Origin of the sequence: Roseateles saccharophilus (assembly GCF_031458095.1) — a bacterium.
Lineage (GTDB): Bacteria > Pseudomonadota > Gammaproteobacteria > Burkholderiales > Burkholderiaceae_C > Pelomonas > Pelomonas saccharophila_A.
This window is the reverse complement of record NZ_JAVDXU010000006.1, coordinates 52,638-78,272: the sequence shown is the minus strand read 5'-3', so window position 1 is coordinate 78,272 and position 25,635 is coordinate 52,638. Positions and strand designations below refer to the sequence as shown.

The window sequence follows — 25,635 nt, the reverse complement described above, 5'->3', positions numbered from 1 at the left end:
AAGCGCTCCCCCTAGAGAGCGCTATCGAATCCCCTGACCCTTGGGCTGTCAGCCTTCGGTCAGAATCGCCGCAAGCAAAAAAGGAGACAAGGCATGGAGCCGATCTGGCTGAAGCACTACCCGGCCGCGGTGCCGCGCGACATCAATGTGTCGCTCTACCCCAGCCTGGTCGACCTGCTGGACACGTCGTTCAAGAAGAACGCCGCCAAGCCCGCCTATCTGATGATGGGCAAGAGCATGAGCTTCGGCCAGGTGGACGAGGCCTCGCGCGCGCTGGCCGCCTATCTGCAGAGCCTGGGCCTGGAGAAGGGCGACCGCGTCGCCCTCATGATGCCCAACCTCTTCCAGTACCCGGTGGCCGTGGCCGCCGTGCTGAGGGCGGGTTATGTGGTCGTCAACGTCAACCCGCTGTACACGCCGCGTGAGCTGGAGCACCAGCTCAAGGACTCGGGTGCCAAGGCCATCGTCATCATCGAGAACTTCGCCTCGGTGCTGCAGCAGGTCATCAAGAACGTGCCGACCAAGCATGTCATCCTGGCTGCCATGGGCGACATGCTGGGCCTCAAGGGCCTGCTGGTGAACTACGTCGTCCGCAAGGTCAAGAAGATGGTGCCGGCCTTCGAGCTGCCGGGTGCCGTCAAGTTCAACGATGCCCTGGCCAAGGGGCGCGGCCTGACCTACAAGGCGCCCAAGCTGGGCCCGGACGACATCGCCGTGCTGCAGTACACCGGCGGCACGACCGGCGTGTCCAAGGGGGCGGTGCTGCTGCACCGCAACCTGGTCGCCAACATCCTGCAAAGCGAGGCCTGGTACCAGCCGGCCCTGAAGAAGATCCCGGCCGGCGAGCAGGTCACGACCATCTGCGCCCTGCCGCTGTATCACATCTTCGGTTTCAACACGAACATGATGCTGTCCATGCACATGGGCGGCGCCAACGTGCTGATTCCGAATCCGCGTGACCTGGGCGCGGTGTTCAAGGAGCTGGCCAACCACCGCTTCCACAGCTTCCCGGCCGTCAACACGCTGTTCATGGCCATGGCCAACCACCCCGATTTCGGCACGGTGGACTGGAGCCGCCTGGTCATCTCGGTCGGCGGCGGCATGGCCGTGCAGCAGGCCACGGCCAAGCTGTGGCTGGAGAAGACCGGCTGCCCCATCGTCGAGGGTTACGGCCTGTCCGAGACCTCGCCTTCGGCCAGCTGCAACCCGACCGACAGCACGGCCTACAGCGGCACCATCGGCCTGCCGATGCCGCTGACCGAGCTGGAGCTGCTGGACGATGACGGCAACGAAGTGCCCATGGGCCAGCCCGGCGAGATCGCCATCCGCGGCCCGCAGGTCATGGCCGGCTACTGGCAGCGCCCGGACGAAACCGCCAAGGTCATGACGGCCGACGGTTATTTCCGCACCGGCGACATCGGCACCGTCGACGAACGCGGTTATTTCAAGATCGTCGACCGCAAGAAGGACATGATCCTGGTCAGCGGCTTCAATGTGTATCCGAACGAGGTCGAGGACGTCATCACCCAGATGCCCGGCGTGCTGGAATGCGCTGCCGTGGGCGTGCCCGACAGCAAGGCCGGCGAGGCGGTCAAGGTTGTCATCGTGAAGAAAGACCCGAATGTCACGGAAGCTGACGTTCGCGCCTATTGCGAAGCCAACCTGACGGGCTACAAACGTCCGAAGATCGTGGAGTTCCGTACTGAACTGCCCAAGACGCCGGTCGGCAAGATCCTGCGCAGGGAATTGCGGGACAAGAGCTGATTGCTTCCCGACGCCCTGCGGGCGGTGATGCCGAGCAGGGGTGAGGCCAAAAACGTGATCGAGCAGTTGTATTCAAAAACCGAGGCCGGCCGCGCCGAGATCCGCGCGCGGACCTTGCCGCTGTCGCGCACCGCGCGCAATCTGCTGCTCGTGCTGGATGCGAGCAAGCCGGGCGGCGAGTGGGTGCGTCTCGTCGCCGGGGCCACCGAAGCCGATTTCGAAACCCTGCGCCAGCATGGGCTGATCGCGGCCCAGAACGCCGCCGGCCAGCCCATTGCGGCCCAGCCGCCTGCGGCGGCACCCGCTCCCGTGGCGACGGCGCCCGCGCCCCTGTCTTCCGCGGCACCGGCGTCGGCGGGCCATTCGCCGCTGCTGGATCGCGCGGCCCTGTACACCTATCTGAGCGGCGAGGCGACCAAGCTGCTGGGGCCGTTCAAGGGTTACGCCTTCGCCCTCGAGGTCGAGCGGGCCGACAGCCTCGCCGCGCTGCAGGGTCTGGCCCTGCAGCTCGTCGAGCGCGTGCAGAAGGCCAAAGGCGAAGACGCCGCCCAGGCCGTGCGCGACGCCTTGGGTTTGCGTTGATCCTGCGCTGATCTGGGACACTGGCGGGTCCTCGACCCAGCTCGTCCCGCCTTGCCCCGCTTCTTCGTCGACACCCCGCTCGCCGCGACCGCTGGCGATATCGCCTTGCCGGCCGGCGCCGCCCGCCATGTGCAGGTGCTGCGTCTGCAGCCCGGCGACGCGCTGACCCTCTTCGACGGCAGCGGCCCCGAGTGGCAGGCCGAGGTGACGGCCATGGGGCGAAGCGAGGTCCGGGTGCGCCTCATCGCGTCGGAACAGCCGCAGCGCGAGCTGGCCCGCTCGGTGACGCTGGCCGTCGTCATGCCGGCCAACGACCGCATGGACTTCCTCGTCGAGAAGGCCACGGAGCTCGGGGCCGCGGCCGTGCAGCCTTTGATGAGCGAGCGTTCGGTGCTGCGCCTGAACGGCGAGCGTGCCGACAAGAAGCGCGCGCACTGGCAGGGCGTGGCCATTGCCGCCGCCGAGCAGAGCGGGCGCACGGTGCCGACGCGCGTCGAGCCCGTCATGACACTGGGCGCTTGGCTCGCTGCGTTGAATGATGGCGGCGGTGAATGGCGCGGCCTGTTGAGCCCGCGCGCGGCCTCACCGCTGACGGCCTTTCCCCAGCAGCGCGCTCTTTTCCTCAGCGGCCCTGAAGGCGGCCTGAGCGACGCCGAGGAAGACGCCGCCCGTGCCCGCGGCTTTGCGCCCATCACTCTCGGCCCGCGCGTGCTGCGCGCCGACACGGCGCCGCTGGCGGTGCTGTCCTGGCTCGCCTTGTCGTGAACAGAAAACTCGCGCTGCTCGTCCTCGCCCAGGGACTCTTCCTCACCAACAACATCTGCTTCATGGCCATCAATGGCCTGGTCGGACTGGCGCTGGCGCCGCGGTCGTGGATGGCGACCCTGCCCATCTGCGCCTACGTGGCCGGCGGCGCGCTGATGGCGCGCATGGTGGGGCGCCACCAGCTGCGCTTCGGCCGCAAGCGGGGCTTCCAGATCGGCCTGCTGGTCGCCTTCGCGAGCTGCGCCGTTGCGCTGTGGAGCGTGCTCCATCAGCAGTTCTGGGGCGTCGTCATCGCGACGCTGGTGGCGGGCTACTACACCGCCGGCGCGGCGTTGTACCGCTTCGCCGCCACCGAGATCGTGGCGCCCGACAAGCGCGAGGCCGCCATCTCCTGGGTGCTGGGCGGTGGCTGCCTCGGCGCCGTCCTCGGCCCCTGGCTGGCCAGCACCAGCAAGAACCTGCTGGTGGCGCCCTTTGCCGGCGCCTATCTGCTGCTGATGGGCGTCGCGCTGGCCGGCCTGGTGCTGATCTCGCTGATCGACTTTCCGGCCCTGACCCGGCCCGCGCCCGGCGCCGGCGGCCGCCCCGGCGCCGAGCTGCTGCGCCAGCCCATCTTCATGGTCGCCCTGGCCGCCAGTGCCCTCGGTTATGGCGTCATGAACCTGCTGATGGCCGCCACGCCCATCGCCATGGGCCAGTGCGGACTGCCTTTTGCGGATGCCGGCATGGTGCTGCAATGGCATGTGCTGGGCATGTTCGTGCCGAGCTTCTTCACCGGGCCTCTGATCAAGCGCGTTGGCGTGCTGCCCGTCATGTCGGCGGGCGTGCTGCTCAACCTCGGCTGCGTCGTCTTCGCGCTGTCGGGCCAGGACCGGGACCATTTCCTCGGCGCCCTGCTGCTGCTGGGCGTCGGCTGGAACTTCCTCTATATCGGCGGCACGACCTTGTTCACCCAGGCCTATCGCCCCGAGGAGAAGACGCGCGCCCAGGGCCTGCTGGACACCGGCGTCTACGCGACCATGACGCTGACCTCGTTCTCCTCCGGCGCATTGGTGACGGCGGGCGGCTGGCAGTGGATGAATTGGGCCAGCCTGGTGCCCATCGCGCTGTGCGCGGCGGCGCTCGCCGGGCTGGCCGTGTATCAGCGCCGGTCGTGCTGAAGGTATTCGGCCGCCATCTGCCGGCCGACCAGATCGGGCCTGAGGCGCGGCAGTGACTTCATGTCCAGGTCGCGCTGGGTCACGAACAGCGGCGTGCCGATGCGCAGGCCGTTGATGACACCGCCGTCGCCCAGCGTGGGCAGCAGCGGGTAGACGCGCAGGCGCAGCACCAGCGTGCCGCCCTCGTCCTGGAAGAGGGCTGTCTCGATCAGCGTGCTGCAGCCCAGGTTGTCGGCCTGCTCCAGCAGCGCGACGCCCGCGGCCTCGGGATCGACCTGCACGGCGGGCGCTGTCATCGGGATGACGCGCCGGCCCTCGGCGTCAAGGACATGGGTGACAGCGGCATTGAAGCGCTGGTTCAGGTCGTCCCAGTTCGGCCCGCCCTGCGTCGGTGGATTGCGGCCCTGGCCAAAGACCAGGGTGCAGGGCTCGGCCTGGGCGGCGGCCGCAGCCAGCCCCAAGGCCACGACGGCGATCAACTCACGCAGGCGCATCACCTTCGGCCGGCTTGCGCGCCGAGCCCTTGACGAGGTCGAAGCGGAACAGCCGGCATTCGATGGGGCCGTTCCACATCGGCACGCGGCGCGATTCCTTCAGCCGCATCTTGCTGGGCAGCTTCATGTCGGGGCTGAGCATCCAGGCCGTCCAGCCGGCCGGGTTTTCGGTGTACTGGCGTTTCCAGTGGGCGGCCAGGCGCGGGAAGAAGTCGTCTCCGGCATCGCGCTCCTCGCTGCCGCCGGCATCGCGAGTCATGGCGGCCTTGCCGCGCACCTCGATGCGCTCGCCATAGGGCGGGTTCATGACGATGCTGCCCGGCATGCCTTCGGGCAGTTGCGGCGCGGGCCGCTCCAGCGCGTCGCCGCCATTGAACTGGATGTATTGCGCCACGCCGGCACGCTCGGCATTGCGGCGCGCGAAGTCGACCATGCGGAAGGCCACGTCGCTGGCATAGATGGGCACGGCCGGTGGGTGGATGCGGGCGCGCGCGGCCTGGGCCATCTCGCCCCACACGGCTTTCAGGGCCGGCGTGGAGAAGGGGATCTGGCGCTCGAAGGCGAAGCGGCGCAGCAGGCCGGGCGCCGAGTCGCAGGCGATCAGCGCGGCCTCGATGGGGATGGTGCCTGAACCGCAGCAGGGGTCGTGCAGGGCACTCTCACCGCGCCAGCCGGCGGCGGCGAGCATGGCGGCGGCCAGCGTCTCCTTCAACGGCGCATCGCCCTTGTCGACGCGCCAGCCACGCTTGAACAGCGGCTCGCCCGAGGTGTCGACATAGAGGGCCGCGCGCTCGGGGCCGACATGCAGCAGCACCGGCAGATCGGGCGAGTGCGTGTCCACGCTGGGTCGCTCGCCGGTGTGCTCGCGCAGCTGGTCGCAGATGGCGTCCTTGATGCGCAGCGTCGTGAAGTTCAGGCTCTTCAGCGGCGAACGCTGGGCGACGGTGTCGACGCGGAGGGTGTGCCGCGGCGTGATCCAGTCGCGCCAGTCGACGCGGCGGGCCAGGGCATAGAGGTCTTCCTCGTGGCGGTAGGGACCTTCGATCAGCTCGACCAGCACGCGCTGGGCGAGCCGGCTTTCGAGGTTGATGCGCAGCACGTCCTCGGCCGTGCCCAGCACGCCGCAGCCGCCGCGCAGCACTTCGACCTTGCTGCGCACGCCGGGCGGCAGGAAGCGTTTGAGCTCTTCCTCCAGCAGCGGCTCGACGCCGCCGGCACAGGACACGAACAGGGAAAGTTTGTTGGGCAGGCTCACCCGCGCATTGTCGCCGGCTCATAAACTGACAGCGTTGCCATCCGCCGCTGTGCTGCCCATGAAGCGATTCGTCCTGACTCTCGCCTTGCTGTTCACCGCCCTGCTGGCGCCGGCCCAGACGGCATTGCCGCCGCCGCACACCATCCCCAACACCCAGCTGCGCGCCCTGGCCAAGAACGCGGATGGCCGCAGCTATCAGCTGCACATCCATCTGCCGGGCTCGTTTGCCAAGGAGCCCAAGCGCCGCTACCCGGTGCTGTACGTGACCGACGGCTACTGGGACTTCGCCACCGTCGTCGCCTCGTACAACAACCTGAACTACGACAAGGTCGTGCCGGAGTTCATCGTCGTCGGCCTGGGTTATGCCGGCGACAACCTCGACTACGGCGAGCTGCGCAACTGGGAGCTTTCACCCGTGCGCACCAGCCCGCTGGCCTTTGGCAGCGGCAATGCCGACAAGTTCATCGCCTCGCTGGAGAAGGACATCTTCCCGCTGATGGAGCGCGACTACCGCGCCGACCCGGCCCAGCGCTATCTGGCCGGCAGCTCGCTGGGCGGCCTGTTCACCCTGCATGCGATGTATGCCAGGCCGGAGCTCTTCAAGGGCTATATCGCGGCCAGCCCGGCGGTGGTGGTGGGCGGCGACTGGATCATCGGCCGGGCCAAGGCCTATGCCGCGACGGGCAAGTCCATCCAGGCGCGGCTCTATGTGACCGGGGCCGAATACGAGTGGCCGGGCTTTCTGGCCGGCATCAAGCGCTACCAGGCCTTGCTGGCGGAGCTGAAGCATCCGGAGCTGGTTTGGCAGGCCCGCACCATCGATGGCGAGCGGCATGCGGGGACCAAGGCGGAGAGCTATACGCGCGGCATGCGCTTCGTGTTCGAGCCGCTGGCACCGGAAAAAGGGCCGTCCAAGGACTGAAGGCCACCCGGCGGTGGGCCGGGTGGCACCCAGGGCTTACTTGCTGATGAAGTCCAGCAGGTCCTGGTTGAGGCGGTCCTTGTGCGTGTCCGTGATGCCGTGCGGGCCGCCGACGTACTCGATCAGGCGCGCGCCCTTGACCAGTTGGGCCGTGGCGCGGCCGGTGGTCGCGATAGGCACGATCTGGTCGTCGGCACCGTGGATGACCAGGGTCGGCACGTCGACCTTCTTCAGGTCCGCGTGGAAGTCGGAGTGGAAGAAGGCTTCGATGCTGTCGTAGGTGGCCTTGGCGCCGGCCTGCATGCCCTGCACATAGAAGCTGTCGGCCAGGCCGGCCGAAGGCTTGGCGCCCGGGCGGTTGAAGCCGAAGAAGGGGCCGCCGGCGATGTCCTTGTAGAGCTGGGCGCGGTTGTCCAGCGAGGCCTGGCGCAGGCTGTCGAACACGGCTTCGGGCACGCCGTTCGGGTTGCCGGGGCTCGCGCCCAGCATGGGCGTGACGGCGCCTACCAGCACGACCTTGGCGACCCGCGCCGTGCCGTGGCGGCCGATGTAGCGGGCCACCTCGCCGCCCCCGGTGGAGAAGCCCACCAGCGTGGCGCGCTTGACGTCCAGGGCGGTCAGTACGGCGCCGAGGTCGTCGGCGTACTGGTCCATGGTGTTGCCGGCCCAGGGCTGGCCGGAGCGGCCGTGGCCGCGGCGGTCATGGGCGATGACGCGGTAGCCGCGTTCGGCCAGGAACTGCATCTGCGATTCCCAGCTGTCGGCGTTCAGCGGCCAGCCGTGGCTGAAGACGACGACAGCGCCGTTCTTCGGCCCCCAGTCCTTCACGTAGAGGGGCGTGCCGTCGGCAGCGGCGACGTATTGGCTGGCGACTGCGGTCGCGGCGCTGGGGGCGGCCACGGCCTGGGTCTGGATGGCGAAGCCGCCGAGAGCGATGGAGGCAGCGAGGGCAAGGCGGGTGAGGGCGTTCATGGTGGGTCTTCCGTTGGATGGGGTTGTCGGTGGGGGTCAGGCCTTGGTGCCGCGGCGCGTGGCGTACTCGGCCACCAGGGCGGCATAGCGCTCACCGTGGCGCAGCGCGGCATAGCGCTGGCGGGCGGCCTGCAGGGCCGGGCTGTTGGACAGGCCGGTCTCTTCGGCCACGCGCTCGGCAGCGGCCAGGCCCGACTCCTGGTAGATCTTCAGATCGGCCAGCACTTCGGCGCGCGACACGGTGGACGTCGTGCTGACGCTCTGGCCCGACTCGGGGTCGGTCACATAGAGCAGCTGTGCCTGGGCGGCCGAGGCGCCGATGAAGACGGCGGCGCCGACCATCAGTTGCAGGACGGCACGGTTGAGGGCGGGTTGGCGGATCATGGTGGGCTCCTGTCGGTGGGGGGGGTGATCTGTCTCTCGACGGGATGAACTTTGCCCGTGGCGCCCGTACCAAAGATGTCATAAAGTACGTTTGACTTTGCAATTCGTACTGAGCATGGCCGACCGACTTGCCGCCCTCTTTGCCCATTTCGCCGTCCGCGCCGAGACCTTCCAGGTCGGCCCGCTGTGCGGCGTCAACAGCCTGGAGCCCCAGGCCGGGCGCGGCCAGCTGCATCTGATCCGCGAGGGCGGCGTGGAGGTGCACAACGAGGGCTCACCCGTGCCCCTGCGCATCGCCGAGCCCAGCCTGCTGCTCTACCCGCGCCCGTTGGCGCATCGCTTCGTCACCGACCCGAGCTGCGGCGCCCAGTTCCTGTGTGCCCACATGGCCTTCGAGGGCGGCGCCAGACACCCCATCGCCACGGCCCTGCCGGCCTGGGTCTGCCTGCCGCTGGCCTCGGTGCCCGGCTGCGCGCCGGTGCTGGCGCAGTTGTTTGCGGAAGCCGAGTCCAGCCACTGTGGCCGCCAGCTGATGCTGGACCGGCTGTTCGAGGTGCTGTTGATCTGGGTGCTGCGCGAGCTGATGACCCTGGGGCAGGTCGAGTCCGGCATGCTGGCCGGCCTGTCCCATCCCAAGCTGCGCGACGCCCTGGTGGCTCTGCACGAGGCGCCGCAGCGCGACTGGCCGTTGGAGGAGCTGGCGGCGGCGGCCGGCATGTCACGCACCGTGTTCGCCAACACCTTCCGCGACGTCGTCGGCTGCACGCCGGGCGTCTATCTGCAGCGCTGGCGCATCGGCCTGGCGCAGAAGGGCCTGCGCGAGGGCCGTGCCCTCAAGCACATTGCGATGGACGTGGGCTATGGGGGCGAGGCGGCCTTGTCACGCGCCTTTCGCGCGCATACGGGGCAATCGCCGCGGGAGTGGCGCAAGGGAGAGGTAGCGAAAGTTTGAGGACCGCTACAGCGCCTTGCGCAGATTCGCCGGCGCGATCTTCATCGCCTCGCGGTACTTGGCCACCGTGCGCCGCGCGCACTGGATGCCCTGTTCCTCGAGCATCGCTGCGAGGGCGCTGTCCGACAGTGGCTTCTTGATGTCCTCGGCGGCGACGAACTGCTTGATGAGGGCGCGCACCGCCGTGCTGGAGGCCTCGCCGCCGGTCTCGGTGGAAAGACCCGAGCCGAAGAAATACTTCAGCTCGAAGGTGCCCCAGCTCGTGGCCATGTATTTGGCCGTCGTCACGCGCGAGATGGTGGACTCGTGCAGGCCGAGTTCGTCGGCGATCTCGCGCAGCACCAGCGGCTTCATGGCCAGCTCGCCATGGGTGAAGAAGCCGCGCTGGCGCTCGACGATGGCCTGGCTGACGCGCAGGATGGTGTCGAAGCGCTGCTGGATGTTCTTGATGAACCAGCGCGCCTCCTGCAGCTGGCCGCCCAGCGGCGAGTTGCTGATGCCGCCGCGCGTGGCGCGCAGCGCGTTGGCATAGAGCTCGTTGATACGCAGCTTGGGCGCGACTTCGGGGTTGAGCAGCACGCGGAACTCGCGGCCGCTCTTGCGCACGATGACGTCGGGCACGATGGCCGCGGCCGCGCCCTGGGCAAAGCGGCGGCCGGGCTTGGGTTCGAGCTGGGTGATGAGACCCTGGGCCTCGCGCAGCAGGACCTCGTCGGCGCCGGTCTCGTTCATCAGCCGGCGCATGTCGCGGCGGGCCAGCAATTCCAGATGACCCTTGCAGATGAGGATGGCGATGACCTGGGCCGGGCTTTTGGGCAGTGCGCGCAGTTGCAGCGTCAGGCATTCGGACAGGTCGCGAGCGCCAATGCCGGCCGGCTCCATGCTCTGCAGCAGGCGCAGCGCGATGCGCAGGCGGTCCACCAGCTCTTCCAGCTCCTCGGCATCCTGCGTGAAGGCCGCGGCGATGTCCTCCAGCGCATCCTCGAGGTAGCCGTCCTCATTCAGCGATTCGATGAGCACCTGCAGGGCGGCGCGGTCCTCGGCCGACAGATGGTGGCCGGCGAGTTGCTGGGCCAGATGCTCGGCCAGCGTCGTCTCGGCGGACTCCTGGCTCTCGCGCTCGCCGTCGTCATCGCTGCCGCTGCCGGAGCTGCTGGGCAGCTCGCGGATGCCGTCGAAGTCGTCCTTCTCGGTGCCGTTCTCCCAGTCCTCGCGCTCGGTGCCGCCGAAGTCCTCGCCGCTCAGTTCTGGGGCCTCGGGGGTGTCGGGGGATTCGGCACCGCTGTCATTGCCACTCTCGGCGCCCGATTCAGCCGGCGCATTGGCAGCCAGCTCGGGCGCGCTGACGGTGAATTCCTCTTCGGTCTCCAGCAGCGGGTTGCTGGCCAGCATCTGCTCGACTTCCTGATGCAGCTCCAGCGTCGACAGCTGCAGCAGGCGGATGGATTGCTGCAGCTGGGGCGTCAGCGCGAGATGCTGACTGAGGCGTACCTGGAGGGTCTGCTTCATGAACAGCCCTACATCCTGAAGTTTTCGCCGAGATACACCTTGCGCACGTCGGCATTGGCCACGATCTCGTCGGGCGTGCCCTCGGCGAGCACGGCGCCCTCGCTGATGATGTAGGCGCGGTCGCAGATGCCCAGGGTCTCGCGGACGTTGTGGTCCGTGATCAGCACGCCGATGCCGCGCGCCTTCAGGAAGCTGATGATGCGCTGGATCTCCAGCACCGCGATGGGGTCGACGCCGGCAAAGGGCTCGTCCAGCAGGATGAAACGTGGCTGGGTCGCCAGGGCCCGGGCGATCTCGACGCGGCGGCGTTCGCCGCCCGACAGGGCCGGCGCCGGGCTGTCACGCAGGCCTTCGATGGAGAGGTCGTGCAGCAGGCCGTTCAGCAGCTCGTCGATGCGCGCCTTGGACAGGCTCTTGCCGCGCTCGTCCTGCTGCAGCTCCAGCACCGCGCGGATGTTCTGCTCGACGGTGAGCTTGCGAAAGATCGAGGCTTCCTGCGGCAGATAGCTCAGGCCCAGGCGGGCGCGGGCATGGATGGGCAGGCGCTGCACCTCGGCGCCGTCGATGCGGATGACGCCGGCGTCGGAGCGCACCAGGCCGACGATCATGTAGAAGCTGGTCGTCTTGCCGGCGCCGTTGGGGCCGAGCAGTCCGACGACCTCGCCGCAGTCGACGCGCACATGGACGTTCTTGACGACCTTGCGCACGCCATAGGTCTTGGCCAGGGCCTCGGCTTCGAGGCGGCTGCCGCATTCGGTGGCGGCGCGGCTGGTGACGGGCGCGGCCGCGGTCATGAGGGCTTTTTCGGCGGCGTGATCGTCGTGGACGGCTGCAGCGGCAGCGCGGCCGGCGGCGCTGATGCCGGGGCATCGGGCTGGGCGCGCGGCATCAGCACCATGCGCACGCGGCCGTTCGGGTTGGGCGAGGCACTGCCGCCCTCCAGCGCGAAGACCTCGGTGCGGCTGTCGTAGACGATGACGGCGCCGGTGACCTCGTCGGCCACCGTCGCGCCGCGAGTGCGCCTCACATTGGCGTTGCCGATGAAGCGCACGGTCTCGGTCTTGGTGTCGTACTCGAGCTGGTCGGCATGGCCTTCGATGGCCTCGCCGGGCACGTCACGCGCCTGGCGGAAGCTGACCGGCTTGCCCGTCGTGCCGCTGGCATAGGCCTGGTGAAAGCCGTCGCGGGTCTCGCGCACATCCACCCGGTCGGCGTTCAGCATCAGGCTGCCCTTGGTGATGATGACGTTGCCAAACAGCTCGGTGCGCTGGTTGACGCTGTCGATCCGGCCCTGCTTCTCCGAGGTCAGGACGATGGGCTTGAGCCGGTCGGCCTTCTCGGCGTGGGCGGCACCACCGCCGATGGACAGGGCGAGCACGAGAGCGAGCGGGATCAGGTGGCGTGGCATGGCGGCACGGAAGTTGCAGGCCATTCTAGGGGCCGCTTCATGACCCCAGCCTTTCCCACCCGGCAAGTGGGTCAGGAAACCTTGCCGGCCCGTGCCATCTTGACGAGAAAGTCCGCCACGGCCAGGGCCTGCTGGCCCTGCTGGGCCTCGCTGAGGCCGGGGGAACCGGCCTGGCCGGGGCTGGTGCGCCAGCGGCCGGCGATGACCAGGGCCGGCACCTCATCGGCGCCGGCGAGTTGGGCCAGCTTGACGCCTTGCTGGACCTTGGCCTGGATGCCGAAGGAGTTGAAGGTCTGCTTGAACTTGGCCGTGTCCACGCCCAGGCGGCTGACCAGGGCGACGACGCCCGCCTCGTCATCGGCCTCGACGCCACCGCGATGGATGGCGTTGAAGATGCCGCTGTGCACGGCCGGCGTCAGAGCACCCATGGCCTCTAGCGCGTAGAACATGCGCTGGTGCAGCTTGAGCACGAGCTGCTGGCCCACCGGCACGCGGCGGAAGCTCACGTCGGCCGGCAGCTGGTGCACCCAGGCCTCCAGCAGCGGGTCGAAGGCGTTGCAGTGCGGGCAGCGGTAGAAGAAGAACTCGATGACCTCGATCTTGCCGGGCGAGCCGGGCAAGGCCTGGCCCAGGCGCGCGTAATGCTTGCCTTCCACCGGGCCGCCCTGGGCCCGCGCCGCGGGAATCAGGCTGGCCGAGGCCAGCGCCAGTGCGAGTTCGCGACGCTTCATGCCTTGCTCCGGGCGCGCTGGATCAGGAAGTCGGTGATCTGCAGCGCCTTCTGGCCGAGCTCGAGCTCAGGCAGGCGCTGGCCGGCCGGGGCGGCCTGGCTGGGCGAGGTCAGGAAGCGGCCGGCGACGCCGATGCTGGGCACGCCGTCGATGCGATAGGCCTCGGACAGCTTCTCGGCCTGGGTGCACTTGGTGACCACGCCGAAGGAGTTGTAGGCCTCCTGGTATTTGGTCGGGTCGATGCCCAGCGGCGACAGGAACTTGGCCTGGCTCTTGGCATCGTCCAGGGCCAGGCCCTGCTGGTGCATGGCGTTGAAGATGGCCGGGCGCGCGGCGGCTTCCTTGCCCATGGATTCCAGCGCATAGAACATGCGCTGGTGGATCTTGACGTTGGCACGGAAGGCCACGTGCACCTTGCGGAAGGCGACGTCGGCCGGCAGCTGCTTGGCCCAGGCCTCGATGGCGGGCTCGAAGGCATAGCAGTGCGGGCAGCCATACCAGAAGAACTCGACGACCTCGATCTTGCCCGGCGTCGACGGCAGCGGCGGGTTCAGCACCAGGTAGTTGCGGCCTTCAATGGGGCCGCCCTGGGCGAGGGCGTGGCTGGCGGCACCGGCCAGGGGCGCGGAGGCGAGCAGGGCGGAGAAATCGCGGCGCTTCATGGCGGCAGTCATCCTTCAGAACGTAGTGCGGTCAGCGTTGTACACGAACGAGATTGGCCTCGAAACCGGCAGCCTCAATCTTGCGCTGCAGGTCTTCGGCGGCTTCGCGGGTGTCGTTGGGCCCCAGGCGCACGCGGAAGACGGTGCGGCCGTTCTGCTCGCGTTCCATGACCTTGGCGGTGAAGCCCTGGATGGCCAGCTTGGCCTTCTGGGCCTCGGCCTCCTCGGGGCGGGTGAAGGCGCCGGCCTGAACGAAATAGACATAGGCGTCGGCACCCGCAGTGGCGGCCGGCGCCGAGGCGGGTGTGGCCGCGGGCGTTTCGGCCTTGGCCGCAGGCGGCTTGGGCGTCGGCAGCGCGGTGGTGGCGGCGGCGCTGGCCGTTGCGGCAGCCGCGCTGGCGGTCGTGCTGGGCGGCGGCGGGACGGACGCGACCGGCGCGTTGACGACGCCGCTGGCGCTGCGCGCGGCCTTGCCGGCCAGCGGCGCGTTCGGATCCCAGTTGCGGTTGCGCTCGGCTTCCTGGGCGTCCTGCTCGGCCGTGCGCTGGGGCACCTTGTTCACGAAGGGGATGGGCACCTTGGTGATGTACAGAGCCACGCCCAGCGCCACGGCCAGGCCGACGAGCAGCCCGACGATGAGGCCGAGGACGAAGCCGCCTTTCTGGTTCTTCTGGCCGGCGGGTTTGGACGCAGCAGTCATTCGTTCTCCGTGGTGTCAGGGGTATCGCGGCTCATCTGCTCGGGCGCGCTGACGCCCAGCATGCCCAGTGCGTTGGCCAGCACCTGGCGGGTCGCGGCCAGCAGGGCCACGCGGGCGCGGCTCAGTTCGGGCGCCTGGCCCATCACGCGCTCGGCGGCGTAGTAGGAGTGGTAGGCGCCGGCCAGGTCGCGGGCGTAGAAGGCCACGTCATGCGGGGCGATGCCGGTGGCGGCGCCCGTCAGCATGTCGGGGTAGGCGGCGAGCTTGAGCATCAGCGCCTCTTCCGTCGGCGCGGTCAGCAGGCCGAGGTCGGCGCCCGCGATGGTCGACACGTCGCCACCCATCTCGGCAGCCCATTTGCGGATCACCGAGCAGATGCGCGCATGGGCGTACTGCACATAGAACACCGGATTTTCGTCATTGGCCTTCAGCGCCAGGTCGACGTCGAAGACGAATTCGGTGTCGGCCTTGCGGCTGATCAGGAAGAAGCGCACCGCGTCGCGGCTGGTCCAGTCGATCAGGTCGCGCAGCGTCACATAGGAGCCGGCGCGCTTGGAGATCTTGACCTCCTCGCCGTTCTTCATGACGGTGACCATCTTGTGCAGCACATAGTCGGGGAAGCCCTGCGGGATGTCCAGTCCTTGCGCCTGCAGGCCGCCGCGCACACGGGCGATGGTGCCGTGGTGGTCGGTGCCCTGGATGTTGATGCACTGGGTGTAGCCGCGCTCGAACTTGTTGACGTGATAGGCCACGTCGGGCACGAAATAGGTGTAGCCGCCCTCGGACTTGCGCATCACGCGGTCCTGGTCGTCACCGTAGTCGGTGGACTTGAACCACAGCGCGCCGTCCTTCTCGTAGGTCTTGCCGCTGGCCACCATGCGCTGCACGGCGGCGTCGAGCTGGCCGCCCGCATAGACACTGCTCTCGAGGAAGTAGTTGTCGAACTTGAGGCCGAAAGCCTGCAGGTCCAGATCCTGCTCATGGCGCAGATAGGCCACGGCGAACTGGCGGATGCTGTCCAGGTCGTCGATGTCGCCCGAGGCCGTGAACTCGCGGTCGTCGGCCTTGACGGTCTCCTGGCGCAGGAAGGCGTCGGCGATGTCCTGGATGTAGTCGCCGTTGTAGAACTTCTTGCTCTCGGGGTTGTCCGGGTCGGTCGGCCAGCAGGCGTCGCCCGGCTTGAAGCCCTTCAGGCGCAGCTGGGTGGAGTGGGCCAGCGTGGCGATCTGCACGCCGGCGTCGTTGTAATAGAACTCCCGGGTCACGTCGTGGCCCTGGCTCTGGAACACCGAGCACAGCGAATCGCCCAGGGCGGCCTGGCGGGCATGGCCGACGTGCAGGGGGCCGGTCGGGTTGGCCGACACGAACTCGATCATCACGTGCTTGCCCGTGGCCGGACGGTGGCCAAACTGGGTGCCGGCGGCCAGAACTTCGGCCACCACGGCCTGCTTGGCCTCGGGCTTGAGGCGGATGTTGATGAAGCCCGGGCCGGCGATCTCCAGCGACTGCACCCATTGCTGGAAGGCCGGCCTGGCCTGCAGGGCGGCGATCAGGCGGGTGGCCAGTTCGCGCGGGTTGGCCTTCAGCGGCTTGGCCAGCTGCATGGCGGCCGTGCAGGCGAAGTCGCCATGGGCGGCCTGCTTGGGGGATTCGAAGGCCACGGCGGCGTTGGAGCCGGGGGCGATTTCCTGGAGAGAGTCGGCGAGTGCGGCGAGCAGCGCCTGCTTGGCTTGGATCATGGGGGGCGATTTTAGGAGGCGGGCCTCGTCCAGCCAGAACGCACGGCCGGGCTGCCGCGCTGACCTGGGGCCAAAACTCAGGCGGGAGGGGCGTCGTGACAGGCAACGCAGAGCTTGTTGCCGTCGAGGTCGCGGAAATAGGCGCCGTAGTAGTGTGGATGGTAGTGGGGGCGCAGGCCGGGCGGGCCTTCGCAGCGGCCGCCCTGGGCCAGGGCCAGGGCATGGGCCTGGTCCACCAGGGCGCGGCTGGCCGCCTGCAGGGCCACCATCTGGCCATTGCCGGGCTCGTGCTCGCCCTCGAAGGGCTTGCCCAGCAGCAGCAGCGGCCGTGGCCCCGGGTTGCTCTGCCAGCCGGCCCAGCTGTTGGACGGCTCGCAGAAACGTTCGGTTGCACCCAGCAGCGCCAGCAGGGGCCGATAGAAGGCCAAGGCGCGCTCGAAGTCACGGGTGGCGAGAAATACGTGGGAGAACAAGGCCCTGCACCTCCAAAAGCGGCCCGTATCATGCCCCGCGATGAGCGTCATCGCAGAAGACCTGCCTCCTCATATCGGCCGCTACCAGGTGCTCAAGCGCCTGGGCGAGGGGGCGACCAGCGACGTCTTCCTGGCTCGCGACCCCTTCCAGGACAAGGACGTGGCCATCAAGCGCATGCGCGCCTGGGCGCCGCCGCCGGATGCGCCGGCCAGCGACTTCAGCAACCGCTTCTTCAGCGCCGAGGCGGCCCTGGCCGGGCGGCTGCACCACCCCAATGTCGTCGCCATCGTCGACGCCGTGGCCGAGGGCGAGGCGCCTTATCTCGTCATGGAGTACGTGCCCGGCGTCACGCTGAAGCATTTCTGTCGCAGCGACCGCCTGCTGCCGCTGGACCAGATCGTCGAGCTGGGCTTCAAGTGCGCCATGGCCTTGAGCTATGTCTACCGCCAGGGCGTCATCCATCGCGACGTGAAGCCGGCGAACCTGCTGGCCGTGCTGGACCCGGGCGGCCAGGTCGTCGATGTCAAGGTCAGCGATTTCGGCTCGGCCCTGAACCTGCTGGCCGATTCGACCCAGATCCATCGCGTCGGCTCCCTGGCCTATATGCCGCCGGAGCAGATCGAGGGTGGCGACGTCGACTGCCGGGCCGACATCTACGCCTTGGGCGCCGTGCTGTATCACCTCATCAGCGGCCGCCCGCCCTTTGACGCACCGCACCAGATGGCGCTGATGCATCAGATCTACCACCAGCCGCCGTTGCCGCTGATGGGCCAGCGCCAGGGGGTCACCGAGGGCCTGGACGCCGTCGTGCTGCGCGCCCTGGCCAAGAACCCGCACGAGCGCTTTGCCGACTGGGAGAGCTTTGCCCAGGCCCTGTCCGCCCTGGTGGCCAGCCAGCAGGTGCCGTTGAACCGTCTGGGCGAGGTGCGTGATTCCGAGCGCTTCAACCTGCTGCGCTCGCTGGAGTTCTTTGCCGACTTCGGCGATGTGCAACTGTGGGAGGTGGTCAGGCGGGCGCGCTGGAAGCGTTACCCGGTCGGCCACGCCCTGTTCCGCCGCGGCCAGGAAGGCAACAGCTTTCACATCATTGCCCAGGGCGAGGTCCAGGTCTTCCGCGAGGGGCGGCTCGTCGCTTCGCTGGGCCAGGGCACCTCGGTGGGCGAGATGGCCTATCTGGCGCCCAACCCCGACCTGCGTCGCCACAGCGCCGAGATCCGCGTCAGCCAGGAGTGCACGACGATCTGCTTCACGCCCGAGTCCGTGGGTCAATTGAGCCCGGAATGCCAGCACCGCTTCGATCGCGGCTTCATCCGCGTGCTGGTGCGCCGCCTGCATGCCGCCCATGAGGCTCTGCACCATCCGCGAAGAATCTTGTGACGCGGATGAAACACGGCTTGGCAGTGTCATGGGCCCATGCTTGAATTGACTCGCCACCCACTCTTGAGGAAGGAGTTCCCGATGAAACGAATCGCCATCCTGCTCGCCTGCGTCGCCGTCGCCTTCGGGGCCCAGGCCACGCCGCAGCAGGACAAGATGAAGGCCTGCAATGCCGAAGCCAAGACGAATGGCAAGACGGGCGACGATCGCAAGGCCTTCATGAAGGAGTGTCTGGCTGCCAAGCCCGCGGCGGACCCGGCCTCGCCCGCCTGCGAGAAGTCGGCTGCCGACAAGAAGCTCCACGGCGCAGCGGCCAAGAGCCACATCAAGAAGTGCATGGCCGACGCGGCCTCGGCACCCAAGTGAGGCGCTGACATCGAGCTCCGACAGGAGCTGTAGGACGAGAGCCACCTGCGGGTGGCTCTTTGCTTGAGGCGCTAGGACAAATCCCACATGTCCTCGGCCCCCCAGCCGGTTCCGCCATCTGCGGCTGGCGACCAAAGTTGACTCACCCGATTCCTCCCTCAAGGAGAAGACCATGAGCAACTTTGCAATGACCTATTGGCGCGTGAGCGTCCTGTCCCTCGCCGCCGCGGCCACCTTGGCCCTGACCGCCTGTGCCGGCATGTCCTCGCGTGAAACCAGCACCATCGTCGGCGCGACGGCCGGTGCCGTCGTCGGCGGCGCAGTGACCGGCACAACCACGGGCGCCGCCATCGGTGCCGCGGCCGGCGGCGTCGTCGGCAATGAAGTGTCGAAGAAGCGCAACCGCTGAGAACGAGCCAGAAAAAAGGCCGGCGTGAGCCGGCCTTTGCCCGAGGCGGGGCTGCAAATCAGAACTTGTAGCGCGCCTCCAGGTAGTACTGGCGGCCCGATGAATCGACCTTTTGCGGTTCAAGTTCGCTGTAGCGATATTGGCCGCGCGACGGGTTCGTCAGGTTGGTGCCACTGAATGAGAGCTCCAGCCCCGGCATGACCGTGTAGTTGACGCTCAAGGCCACATTGGTGACGGGAGCCTGGATGGTGGGCGCTGTCGGCATCGTGATGCCCTGGACCACCGACAGGCCCTGACTGTTCGCCGTGGGCGCCGGTGCCGTGGTGCTGTTGACATACTCGCTGCGGTAGTTCCATGCCAGGCGGATGCTGAAGCTGTCGGTCTCGAAATAGCCCACCAGGTTGGCGCTTTTGCGCGAGGCCCCCGGCAACGGCCGGCCGTCCTCAACCTTGGTGTCGGCATAGCTCAGGTTGGACTGCAGACCGAAGCCGCCCCAGATGGGCTGCTCCCAGCTCAACTCTGCGCCCTGGATGCGCGCGCGCTGGTTCGTCGTGGTGTTGATGGCATAGGTATGGACGACGTTCTGGTTGTCCAGCAGGTCTACCGTCACGCCGTCCTGGCGCACGGCCCCGGTCTTGGCGTAGTTGCGGAGCCTGGAGTCGAACAGGCTCAGCACGATGGCGGAGCGCCTGGCGTAGTACCAGCCCAGCGACAGGTCGGTGTTGTCCGCCGTCATCGGCTCCAGCTGTGCGTTGGGGCCATTGACCTGGCAGCCTTGGGCCGTGCAGGTCTGGCCAGTGAAGCCGGCGCCATAGATGTTGTAGTTCTGGCGGCCCAGCGTGCGCGACAGGCCGAGGCGGGCGATCCACGAAGGCATCAGCTGCCAGCGCAGGTTCAGGCTGGGCAGGATGTGATCGAAGACCTTGTGCGTGGGCACCTTGTAGTAGATGGTGCCGGTGTTGGGGTTCCAGGGCGCGCCGTCGAGATAGCTGGCGCCGTCGCCGGCGGTCACGATGGCAGTCGGGAAGGCGGCGCAGGGCACCACGGCCTTGCCCGGCTCGATGCGCTGGCACAGGCCCGTCGGCACAGGCGTGGCGATCTGCGCGTCGACGACGGTGCGCGCATAGCGCAGGCCCACATTGCCGCTCCACTTGCCGTCGGCCGTCTCCAGGTTCTGCTGCATGTAGATCGCACTCTGGCGCTCGCGCATCTCGATCTCGGCCGCCACGCGGCGCTCGAACTCGGGCGTCGTCGTCTTGGTCTGTCCGTCGTAGAAGGAGCGCAGAACCTCGCGCGGGTAGTAGAAGCCGGTGTTCTCGAAACCGCTGCCGAGATCGGCGCCGAAATCGCCCGGATAGGACACAGCCAGGGACGGATCGGGCGCGGCCACGGCCGAGGACTTCATCGCCGGCTGCCAGCGGCGGTGGTCGCGGTGGTGGTCGGCATGGCGTGCGCCGAACTCCATGCTCTGGAAGATGCCGCTGTTCTGCAGGTATTCCGCATCAAGCGAGAAGCTGCTTTCACGGTCCACGGTCTTGTAGTGGGTGGGCGTGGCGCGGGCAATCAGGCTGTAGCCGCTGCCATCGGCATTGCGCACGGGCTTGGTCCCGTCGCCGGCACCCTGGTAGCTCCAGGTCGGCGCCTCGTTGACACCCTGCAACTGGAAGGTGATGCCGGTGCCATAGCGGGCGAAGGTGATGCCGCGATCCTGGTCGGTCTCGCCCACGCCGCGCGTCGTGCTGAACAGGCCCTTCACCGTCAGCTCGTTGCTGAGCTTGAGCTTGGCATCCAGATCCAGGAAGCCGCTGCTGGCGCTGGCGCCGCTGCGAAAGAAGCCTTCCGAATTGCCGATGTACTGCGGCGTCGTGCCGGGCGCGAAGGCGATGGTGCCGCCGCGCAATACCTTGATCCTGTCGCCATAGATCGTCGTCTCCTCGACGATCTGCGGGTTCTTGAGCGAGGCGAACACCTGTTGCCCGTTGGAGTTGGTGTTCAGTGCCGCCGCCGTGACCGCGCCGAAGGGCTCGGCCTTGCCCACCAGCATCGAGTACGGCGCGCCCGCGGTGAGCCGGCCGTAGTTGTCTGAATTCATCTTGGACTGGAAGGCCGTGATGCCCACATCCAGGTTCTGGGTCGGCCGCCACTGCGCCGAGAGCATGCCGCCCTTGCGGTCACGCACGCCCTCGACAAACTCGGTCGACATGCTGCCCGGCAGACGCACGCCGTTCAGGTCGGCGGCCGTATAGCCGCTGCCCGCCAGCGATGCGTCGGTGATGCCCTTCATCGTCGCCGTATTGATGACATCCCAGCCGCTGCTGGCCCCGTAGGCGAAGCGGGAGGCGGAATCGCGGCGCACATAGCGCTTCTCGGCAAAGACCTGGCCGATGATGCCGAAGCGGTCGTCGGCACTCTTCCAGTTCAGGCTGGCGTTGAGCTGGGGGCTGGTCTTGTCCGGCAGGTCGGCATAGACGCCACCCACGCTGACGACACCGCCGAAGCGCTGCTTTTCGTCCAGAGGCTTGCGCGTCGTCACGTTGACCGTGCCGGCCAGGCCGCCGTCCAGGATGTTGGCCTGCGAGGTCTTGTAGACGGTGGCCGAGTTCAGCACCGAGCTGGGCATCAGGCTCAGCGACGTGGAGCGGCTGCTGGAGGTCTGATCGGAGATGTACCAGTCGCCGCCGCTGACCGTGTGGCCGTTGAACAGGATCAGCGTCATGTCCGGGTTGGTGCCGCGCATGGCCACCTTCTCGGCCTCGTCGTAGTCGGTGCGCACCGCCACGCCGGGCAGGCGCTGCAGCGAGTCGGCGAGGTTCTTGTCGGGCATCTTGCCCACGTCCACGGCCGTGATGACCTCGACATTGGCCGTCGCGTCGCGCTTGGCGTTCAGCGAGGCCTCGGTGGAGGCGCGGATGCCGGTGATGACGACCTTCTCCAGCGCCTGGGCGTCGGCCTTGGTCTTGGCGTTGTCTTGGGCGTGGACCTGCAGGCTCAGCAGCAGGCCGGCCAGGCCGCAGGCGATGGGGGTGGGCTGGAATCTCATGTTTTTTCCTTGCGTTGCTGAACGCAAAGATTCTTGGCGCCCAGGTCACGCCGCATCAGAGTCCAAGCCCGCGGAATCGGCACCGCCGCAACACTCCACGCATCACGGAATGAGAGTCAGGCATGTGCAGCGGTTATGCCCCGCCGCGGCTCACCTCAGACGACGTGGCAGGCGACGCGCCGGCCGTCCACCTCGCGCAGCTGCGGCACTTCCTCGCTGCAGCGCGGCACGGCCAGCGGGCAGCGCTTGTGGAAGCTGCAGCCCGTGGGCGGATTCAGCGGGCTGGGCAACTCGCCGTGGATGATGATGCGCTCGCGCCGATCGGCCTTGCGCAGGGCCGGCGTCGCGCTCATCAACGCTCGCGTGTAGGGATGCAGCGGCGCGGCGAAAAGGCGCTTCTTCTCGCCGATCTCCACTGCCGTGCCCAGGTACATGACCATGACCTCGTCGGCCACATGCTCGACGACGCTGAGGTTGTGCGAGATGAAGACATAGCCCGTGCCGAACTCGTCCTGCAGATCCATGAAGAGATTCAGGATCTGGGCCTGGATGGACACGTCCAGGGCGCTGACCGGCTCGTCGGCGATGACGATGCCGGGGTTCAGGATCATGGCCCGCGCAATCGCGATGCGCTGGCGTTGGCCGCCCGAGAACATGTGCGGGTAGCGGCGCAGATGCTCGGGCCGCAGGCCCACCTTGGTGGCCAGTGCGGCGACGCGCTCGCGCCGCTCCAGCGTCGTCATGGCCGTGTTGATCAGCAGCGGTTCGGCCAGCGTGGTCTCGACGGTCTTGCGTGGGTTCAGCGACGCAAACGGGTTCTGGAACACCATCTGCACATCGCGGCGCAGGGCTTTCAGCGTTGCGGCGTCGGCATGGGCGGCGTCCGTGCCGCGGATCTTCAGCGAGCCGCGGGTCGGGTGTTCGATCAAGGTCAGCTGGCGCGCCAGCGTGCTCTTGCCGCAGCCCGATTCGCCGACGACGGCCAGGGTCTTCCTCGGCGCGAGCGTGAAGCTGACGCCGTTCAGCGCCTTCACTGTCGCCTTGGGCTTGAACAGGCCGCGGCTGACCGTGTAGTGGCGGGCGAGGTCGTCCGCTTCCAGGAGCAGCTCAGACATGGGCGGCCTCCTCGACGGGGAAGAAGCAGCGCACACCGTTCTCCAGCGCCGGGCGGTCGGCGCGGCAACGCTCCTGCACGCGCGGGCAGCGCGGGCTCAGCAGGCAGCCGGCGGGCCGGTCCAGCGCGCCGGGCACGATGCCGGGCAGGGCGGACAGGCGGGTCGCGCCCTTGTTGTGCTCGGGAATCGCGGCCAGCAGTGCGTTCGTGTACGGATGGCGCGGCGCGTCGAAGAGCTCCGGCACCGGCCCCGTCTCGACGATCTGGCCCGCGTACATGACGGCAATCCGCTGGGCCATCTCGGCCACGATGGCGAGGTCGTGGGTGATCATGATCAGCCCCATGCCCTGCTCGCGCTGCAGCTTCAGCAGCAGGGCCATGATCTGGGCCTGGATGGTCACGTCCAGGGCCGTCGTCGGCTCGTCGGCAATCAGCAGCTTGGGGCCGCAGGCAATCGCCATCGCGATCATCACGCGCTGGTTCATGCCGCCCGACAGCTGGTGCGGATAGGCATTGGCGCGGTTGGCCGCGTCGGGGATCTCGACCAGCTCCAGCAGCTCGACAACGCGCTGCTTCGCAGCGGCGCCGCGCAGGCCCAGATGGGCCTTCAGCACCTCGGCGATCTGCGCACCCACGGTGTAGCTGGGGTTGAGGCTGGTCAGCGCGTCCTGGAACACCATGGCCACGTCACGGCCGATCAGCGCGCGGCGTTCGGCGGCGTTGAGTTTCAGCAGGTCGCGGCCCTGGAACTCCAACGCGTCGGCCGTGACCTTGCCCGGCAGGTCGATGAGGCCCATCAGCGCCAGCATGGTCACCGACTTGCCCGAGCCCGACTCGCCGACGATGCCCAGCAACTCGCCCTTGTCCAGCGTCAGGTCCACGCCGTCGACGGCGGGGAAGGCGCCGAACTGGACCTTGAGATTCCTGATGTTCAGCAAAGGCATCAGGCCACCTTCTTCAGCTTGGGGTCCAGCGCATCGCGCAGCCCGTCGCCCATCAGGTTGATGGCCAGCACCGACACCAGGATGGTCAGGCCCGGCAGCGTGACAACCCAGGGCGCGCGGGTGATGTAGTCGCGTGCCGACGACAGCATGGTGCCCCACTCGGGTGTGGGCGCCTGCACGCCCAGGCCCAGGAAGCCCAGGCCCGCCGTCTCCAGGATGGCTGACGAGAAGCTCAGCGTCGCATTGACGATCAGCGGCGCCATGCAGTTGGGCAGCACGGTGATGAACATCAGCCGCCACACATGGGCGCCGGCGACGCGGCTGGCCGTCACATAGTCGCGGCCGATCTCGCCCAGGGCGGCAGCGCGCGTCAGGCGCACATAGCCGGGCAGGGCGCCGATGGCGATGGCGATGACGGTGTTGACGAGACCCGGGCCGAGGATGGTGATGACGCAGATGGCCAGCAGCAGGGCCGGCAGGGCCAGCACGATGTCCATCACGCGCATGATGGCCGGCGACAGCCAGCGCTGGAAAAAGGCCGCCAGCAGCCCCAGCAGCACGCCGGGCAGCAGCGACATGAGAACGGCCGCCAGGCCAATGCCCAGCGACACCCGGCCGCCATGCAGCAGCCGGCTCAGCATGTCGCGGCCCAGCTCGTCGGTGCCGAGCAGGAAGCGCGTGTTGCCGCCCTCGGCCCAGCTAGGGGGCGTCAGCATGAAGTCGCGGTATTGCTCGATGGGGTCGTGGGGCGCGATCAGCGGGGCGAACAGCGAGGCCAGCGCGATCAGCGCGAAGACGATCAGCGCCACCAGGGCGCCGCGGTTGGCGGCAAAGCCGAGCCAGAACTCGCGCAGGGGGCCGGGCGGCTCGATGGGTTTGTCGAGGACGGCGCTCATCAGTGGCCACCTCCACGGATGCGCGGATTCACCACGCCATACAGCACGTCCACGATCAGGTTCACGGCGATGAAGGTCAGGGCCGAGATCAGGATGCCGGCCTGCACGACCGGATAGTCGCGCCGGCCGATGGAGTCGATCAGCCATTTGCCGATGCCGGGCCAAGAGAAGATGGTCTCGGTCAGCACGGCGCCGGCCAGCAGGCTGCCGGTCTGCAGGCCCACCACCGTCAGCACCGGGATCAGCGCATTGCGCAGGGCGTGCACGACAACGACGCGCGCCGGCGACAGGCCCTTGGCGCGGGCGGTGCGCACATAGTCCTCGCGCAGCACCTCGAGCATGCTGGAACGGGTCATGCGCGCCACCACGGCCAGCGTGCTGGTGCCCAGCACCAGCGCCGGCAGGATGAGGTGCATCAGCGCCGACTTGAAGGCGCCTTCTTCGCCGCTCAGCCAGGCGTCAATCAGCATGAAGCCGGTGACGCGCTCGGGGTCGAACTCGATGCCGATGCGGCCGCTCACCGGCGTCCAGCCCAGCTGCACCGAGAAGAACATGATGAGGATCAGTCCCCACCAGAACACCGGCATGGAATAGCCCACCGTGGCCAGGCCCATGACGCCCTGGTCCAGCAGCGAGCCGCGCTTGAGCCCGGCGCTGACGCCCAGCAGCAGGCCGAAGCCGACGGCAAAGATCAGCGCCGCCGTGGCCAGCTCAACGGTGGCCGGGAACAGGGCCGCGAACTCCTTGCTGACCGGCTCGCGGCTGACCAGGCTCTGGCCCAGGTCGCCGTGCAACAGCTTGCCCACGTAGTCCGCGTACTGCACCGGCAGCGGCTGGTCCAGGCCCATGCGCTTGACGAGAGCCGCATGGGCCTCGGGGTCGAGCCGGCGCTCGCCCATCATGACCTCGATGGGGTCGCCGGGCACGAGGCGGATCAGGCCGAAAGCGACGAGGGTGATGCCGATCAGCGTCGGCACCAGGGTCGCCAGGCGTTTGAGCAGGAAGGCGAGCATCCG

General features: G+C 68.2%; 26 protein-coding genes. 9 read left to right on the top strand and 17 right to left on the bottom strand.

The genetic code is table 11. The features are described from left to right. The first annotated feature begins 93 nt into the window (after positions 1–93). From J2X20_RS27805 to J2X20_RS27790, 4 genes are read left to right on the top strand one after another with little or no spacing between them, the layout of a single operon-like run. Positions 94–1,764 (top strand): long-chain-fatty-acid--CoA ligase, encoded by a 1,671-nt coding sequence (locus J2X20_RS27805; RefSeq protein ID WP_310272715.1) that lies wholly within the window; start codon positions 94–96, stop codon positions 1,762–1,764. A 54-nt stretch (positions 1,765–1,818) separates the two neighbouring features. Next, complete coding sequence (locus J2X20_RS27800) at positions 1,819–2,346, top strand: hypothetical protein (RefSeq protein ID WP_310272714.1); 528 nt, start codon at positions 1,819–1,821, stop codon at positions 2,344–2,346. Positions 2,347–2,397: 51 nt separating this feature from the next. Next, positions 2,398–3,111, top strand: a complete 714-nt coding sequence (locus J2X20_RS27795) for a 16S rRNA (uracil(1498)-N(3))-methyltransferase (protein ID WP_310272712.1) — start codon at positions 2,398–2,400, stop codon at positions 3,109–3,111. After that, complete coding sequence (locus J2X20_RS27790) at positions 3,108–4,271, top strand: MFS transporter (protein WP_310272710.1); 1,164 nt, start codon at positions 3,108–3,110, stop codon at positions 4,269–4,271. Before J2X20_RS27795 ends, J2X20_RS27790 begins: the two co-directional genes overlap by 4 nt. Here J2X20_RS27790 and J2X20_RS27785 read toward each other — a convergent pair. Together J2X20_RS27785 and J2X20_RS27780 are read right to left on the bottom strand one after the other, a co-directional pair. Continuing rightward, a complete protein-coding gene (locus J2X20_RS27785) occupies positions 4,253–4,768 on the bottom strand; it encodes a hypothetical protein (RefSeq protein ID WP_310272708.1) in 516 nt (171 codons plus the stop codon). The genes J2X20_RS27790 and J2X20_RS27785 overlap by 19 nt on opposite strands. Beyond that, positions 4,752–6,020: a THUMP domain-containing class I SAM-dependent RNA methyltransferase gene (locus J2X20_RS27780; protein ID WP_310272706.1), complete on the bottom strand. Its 1,269-nt coding sequence runs from the start codon at positions 6,018–6,020 to the stop codon at positions 4,752–4,754. The genes J2X20_RS27785 and J2X20_RS27780 overlap by 17 nt, the downstream gene beginning before the upstream one ends. A gap of 58 nt (positions 6,021–6,078) precedes the next feature. Here J2X20_RS27780 and J2X20_RS27775 point away from each other — a divergent pair, with 58 nt between their 5' ends. Continuing rightward, the gene (locus J2X20_RS27775) at positions 6,079–6,942 is read left to right on the top strand and encodes an alpha/beta hydrolase (protein ID WP_310272704.1); all 864 of its coding nucleotides are present in this window, start codon (positions 6,079–6,081) and stop codon (positions 6,940–6,942) included. Between the two features lie 36 nt (positions 6,943–6,978). Here J2X20_RS27775 and J2X20_RS27770 read toward each other — a convergent pair whose 3' ends face one another. Both J2X20_RS27770 and J2X20_RS27765 read right to left on the bottom strand, forming a co-directional pair. After that, entirely contained in the window at positions 6,979–7,914 is a 936-nt protein-coding gene (locus tag J2X20_RS27770) for an alpha/beta fold hydrolase (protein ID WP_310272703.1), read from the bottom strand. Between the two features lie 36 nt (positions 7,915–7,950). Beyond that, positions 7,951–8,298, bottom strand: a complete 348-nt coding sequence (locus J2X20_RS27765) for a hypothetical protein (protein WP_310272701.1) — start codon at positions 8,296–8,298, stop codon at positions 7,951–7,953. Between the two features lie 115 nt (positions 8,299–8,413). On the opposite strand from J2X20_RS27765, the gene J2X20_RS27760 reads away from it, so the two are divergent. Next, entirely contained in the window at positions 8,414–9,250 is an 837-nt protein-coding gene (locus J2X20_RS27760; protein ID WP_310272699.1) for an AraC family transcriptional regulator, read from the top strand. Positions 9,251–9,256: 6 nt separating this feature from the next. On the opposite strand, the gene J2X20_RS27755 is transcribed toward J2X20_RS27760, so the two are convergent. The 8 genes from J2X20_RS27755 to J2X20_RS27720 all read right to left on the bottom strand — a co-directional run bounded on the left by J2X20_RS27755 (position 9,257) and on the right by J2X20_RS27720 (position 16,472). Continuing rightward, entirely contained in the window at positions 9,257–10,759 is a 1,503-nt protein-coding gene (locus J2X20_RS27755) for an RNA polymerase factor sigma-54 (RefSeq protein WP_310272697.1), read from the bottom strand. Between the two features lie 8 nt (positions 10,760–10,767). Then, positions 10,768–11,553: an LPS export ABC transporter ATP-binding protein gene (gene lptB / locus J2X20_RS27750; protein WP_310272695.1), complete on the bottom strand. Its 786-nt coding sequence runs from the start codon at positions 11,551–11,553 to the stop codon at positions 10,768–10,770. Next, complete coding sequence (gene lptA, locus J2X20_RS27745) at positions 11,550–12,167, bottom strand: lipopolysaccharide transport periplasmic protein LptA (RefSeq protein WP_310272693.1); 618 nt, start codon at positions 12,165–12,167, stop codon at positions 11,550–11,552. Before lptA ends, lptB begins: the two co-directional genes overlap by 4 nt. Positions 12,168–12,238: 71 nt before the next feature. Then, positions 12,239–12,898: a thiol:disulfide interchange protein DsbA/DsbL gene (locus J2X20_RS27740; protein WP_310272691.1), complete on the bottom strand. Its 660-nt coding sequence runs from the start codon at positions 12,896–12,898 to the stop codon at positions 12,239–12,241. Continuing rightward, positions 12,895–13,560, bottom strand: a complete 666-nt coding sequence (locus tag J2X20_RS27735; RefSeq protein ID WP_310272689.1) for a thiol:disulfide interchange protein DsbA/DsbL — start codon at positions 13,558–13,560, stop codon at positions 12,895–12,897. Before J2X20_RS27735 ends, J2X20_RS27740 begins: the two co-directional genes overlap by 4 nt. 31 nt (positions 13,561–13,591) lie before the next feature. Then, the gene (locus tag J2X20_RS27730; RefSeq protein ID WP_310272687.1) at positions 13,592–14,260 is read right to left on the bottom strand and encodes an SPOR domain-containing protein; all 669 of its coding nucleotides are present in this window, start codon (positions 14,258–14,260) and stop codon (positions 13,592–13,594) included. After that, positions 14,257–15,999, bottom strand: coding sequence for an arginine--tRNA ligase (gene argS, locus J2X20_RS27725; protein ID WP_310272685.1), 1,743 nt, complete (start codon positions 15,997–15,999; stop codon positions 14,257–14,259). The genes J2X20_RS27730 and argS overlap by 4 nt, the downstream gene beginning before the upstream one ends. Before the next feature lie 77 nt (positions 16,000–16,076). Continuing rightward, entirely contained in the window at positions 16,077–16,472 is a 396-nt protein-coding gene (locus tag J2X20_RS27720) for a VOC family protein (RefSeq protein ID WP_310272683.1), read from the bottom strand. 40 nt (positions 16,473–16,512) lie between these two features. Between J2X20_RS27720 and J2X20_RS27715 the strand changes: the two genes are divergently transcribed. From J2X20_RS27715 to J2X20_RS27705, 3 genes are all read left to right on the top strand, one after another. Then, positions 16,513–17,850, top strand: a complete 1,338-nt coding sequence (locus J2X20_RS27715; protein ID WP_310272681.1) for a serine/threonine-protein kinase — start codon at positions 16,513–16,515, stop codon at positions 17,848–17,850. 81 nt (positions 17,851–17,931) lie between these two features. After that, positions 17,932–18,216, top strand: coding sequence for a PsiF family protein (locus tag J2X20_RS27710; protein ID WP_310272679.1), 285 nt, complete (start codon positions 17,932–17,934; stop codon positions 18,214–18,216). Between the two features lie 172 nt (positions 18,217–18,388). Continuing rightward, a complete protein-coding gene (locus J2X20_RS27705) occupies positions 18,389–18,625 on the top strand; it encodes a glycine zipper domain-containing protein (protein WP_310272676.1) in 237 nt (78 codons plus the stop codon). 58 nt (positions 18,626–18,683) lie between these two features. On the opposite strand, the gene J2X20_RS27700 is transcribed toward J2X20_RS27705, so the two are convergent. The 5 genes from J2X20_RS27700 to J2X20_RS27680 all read right to left on the bottom strand — a co-directional run bounded on the left by J2X20_RS27700 (position 18,684) and on the right by J2X20_RS27680 (position 25,632). Beyond that, complete coding sequence (locus J2X20_RS27700) at positions 18,684–21,665, bottom strand: TonB-dependent receptor (protein WP_310272674.1); 2,982 nt, start codon at positions 21,663–21,665, stop codon at positions 18,684–18,686. 155 nt (positions 21,666–21,820) lie between these two features. Next, positions 21,821–22,780 (bottom strand): peptide ABC transporter ATP-binding protein, encoded by a 960-nt coding sequence (locus J2X20_RS27695; RefSeq protein ID WP_310272672.1) that lies wholly within the window; start codon positions 22,778–22,780, stop codon positions 21,821–21,823. Then, positions 22,773–23,723 carry an ABC transporter ATP-binding protein gene (locus tag J2X20_RS27690; protein WP_310272670.1) on the bottom strand — a complete coding sequence of 317 codons (951 nt, stop codon included), beginning with the start codon at positions 23,721–23,723 and terminating at the stop codon, positions 22,773–22,775. Before J2X20_RS27690 ends, J2X20_RS27695 begins: the two co-directional genes overlap by 8 nt. Next, positions 23,723–24,619 carry an ABC transporter permease subunit gene (locus J2X20_RS27685; RefSeq protein WP_310272668.1) on the bottom strand — a complete coding sequence of 299 codons (897 nt, stop codon included), beginning with the start codon at positions 24,617–24,619 and terminating at the stop codon, positions 23,723–23,725. Before J2X20_RS27685 ends, J2X20_RS27690 begins: the two co-directional genes overlap by 1 nt. Further along, the gene (locus J2X20_RS27680; RefSeq protein WP_310272666.1) at positions 24,619–25,632 is read right to left on the bottom strand and encodes an ABC transporter permease; all 1,014 of its coding nucleotides are present in this window, start codon (positions 25,630–25,632) and stop codon (positions 24,619–24,621) included. The genes J2X20_RS27685 and J2X20_RS27680 overlap by 1 nt, the downstream gene beginning before the upstream one ends. Between the last annotated feature and the right edge of the window lie 3 nt (positions 25,633–25,635).

Excerpts from the sequence above, each read along its gene's own strand:
- J2X20_RS27805 (WP_310272715.1), top strand. The coding sequence starts at position 94 with ATGGAGCCGATCTGGCTGAAGCACTACCCGGCCGCGGTGCCGCGCGAC.
- J2X20_RS27775 (WP_310272704.1), top strand. The coding sequence starts at position 6,079 with ATGAAGCGATTCGTCCTGACTCTCGCCTTGCTGTTCACCGCCCTGCTG.
- J2X20_RS27770 (WP_310272703.1), bottom strand. The coding sequence starts at position 7,914 with ATGAACGCCCTCACCCGCCTTGCCCTCGCTGCCTCCATCGCTCTCGGC.
- J2X20_RS27765 (WP_310272701.1), bottom strand. The coding sequence starts at position 8,298 with ATGATCCGCCAACCCGCCCTCAACCGTGCCGTCCTGCAACTGATGGTC.
- J2X20_RS27760 (WP_310272699.1), top strand. The coding sequence starts at position 8,414 with ATGGCCGACCGACTTGCCGCCCTCTTTGCCCATTTCGCCGTCCGCGCC.
- J2X20_RS27755 (WP_310272697.1), bottom strand. The coding sequence starts at position 10,759 with ATGAAGCAGACCCTCCAGGTACGCCTCAGTCAGCATCTCGCGCTGACG.
- lptB (WP_310272695.1), bottom strand. The coding sequence starts at position 11,553 with ATGACCGCGGCCGCGCCCGTCACCAGCCGCGCCGCCACCGAATGCGGC.
- lptA (WP_310272693.1), bottom strand. The coding sequence starts at position 12,167 with ATGCCACGCCACCTGATCCCGCTCGCTCTCGTGCTCGCCCTGTCCATC.
- J2X20_RS27740 (WP_310272691.1), bottom strand. The coding sequence starts at position 12,898 with ATGAAGCGTCGCGAACTCGCACTGGCGCTGGCCTCGGCCAGCCTGATT.
- J2X20_RS27735 (WP_310272689.1), bottom strand. The coding sequence starts at position 13,560 with ATGAAGCGCCGCGATTTCTCCGCCCTGCTCGCCTCCGCGCCCCTGGCC.
- J2X20_RS27730 (WP_310272687.1), bottom strand. The coding sequence starts at position 14,260 with ATGACTGCTGCGTCCAAACCCGCCGGCCAGAAGAACCAGAAAGGCGGC.
- argS (WP_310272685.1), bottom strand. The coding sequence starts at position 15,999 with ATGATCCAAGCCAAGCAGGCGCTGCTCGCCGCACTCGCCGACTCTCTC.
- J2X20_RS27715 (WP_310272681.1), top strand. The coding sequence starts at position 16,513 with ATGAGCGTCATCGCAGAAGACCTGCCTCCTCATATCGGCCGCTACCAG.
- J2X20_RS27710 (WP_310272679.1), top strand. The coding sequence starts at position 17,932 with ATGAAACGAATCGCCATCCTGCTCGCCTGCGTCGCCGTCGCCTTCGGG.
- J2X20_RS27705 (WP_310272676.1), top strand. The coding sequence starts at position 18,389 with ATGAGCAACTTTGCAATGACCTATTGGCGCGTGAGCGTCCTGTCCCTC.
- J2X20_RS27700 (WP_310272674.1), bottom strand. The coding sequence starts at position 21,665 with ATGAGATTCCAGCCCACCCCCATCGCCTGCGGCCTGGCCGGCCTGCTG.
- J2X20_RS27695 (WP_310272672.1), bottom strand. The coding sequence starts at position 22,780 with ATGTCTGAGCTGCTCCTGGAAGCGGACGACCTCGCCCGCCACTACACG.
- J2X20_RS27690 (WP_310272670.1), bottom strand. The coding sequence starts at position 23,723 with ATGCCTTTGCTGAACATCAGGAATCTCAAGGTCCAGTTCGGCGCCTTC.
- J2X20_RS27685 (WP_310272668.1), bottom strand. The coding sequence starts at position 24,619 with ATGAGCGCCGTCCTCGACAAACCCATCGAGCCGCCCGGCCCCCTGCGC.
- J2X20_RS27680 (WP_310272666.1), bottom strand. The coding sequence starts at position 25,632 with ATGCTCGCCTTCCTGCTCAAACGCCTGGCGACCCTGGTGCCGACGCTG.